Source organism: Pseudomonas sp. NMI760_13, assembly GCF_021283245.1.
GTDB lineage: Bacteria > Pseudomonadota > Gammaproteobacteria > Pseudomonadales > Pseudomonadaceae > Aquipseudomonas > Aquipseudomonas peradeniyensis.
Map to the genome: position 1 here is coordinate 1 of NZ_JAJSRC010000103.1, position 399 is coordinate 399.

General features: G+C 70.4%; 1 pseudogene. It reads left to right on the top strand.

What is annotated here, in order from left to right:
* Nucleotides 1-399, top strand: a pseudogene (locus tag LU671_RS29840) (T6SS effector BTH_I2691 family protein); the annotation flags it as partial.

Genomic DNA, 399 nt, shown 5'->3' on the forward strand with positions numbered 1-399 from the left:
GGCTTCCAGGCCGAGTACGAGCGCCAGGAAGCCGAGTACCAGCGCTACATCGACCTGAACACCCAGGCCTACACCCAGCTCTGCGACAGCAGCCTGTTCCACGCCATCGAGGAACACGACTACGACGGCGGCGACCGCGAGTCCGGCATCGCCTACAGCAAGACCATGGCCCTGTGCCTGGCTGGCGGCGTCACCGAGGCCCCCGACGTGGACGGCGAACCCCGCGCACCTGCCCCGGGCAGCAGCGCGGCGCTGTGGCAGCGCTGGCTGCAGGACCCGAACAGCCCGCCCTACCGCGCCGTGCTCCTGCGCGACCGGGCCTTGCTCGCCGCGCTGCTGCCCAGTTTCTCCACCACCGATCCCACCGACTGGGGCGACAGCGAGAAACTCTACGGGGCG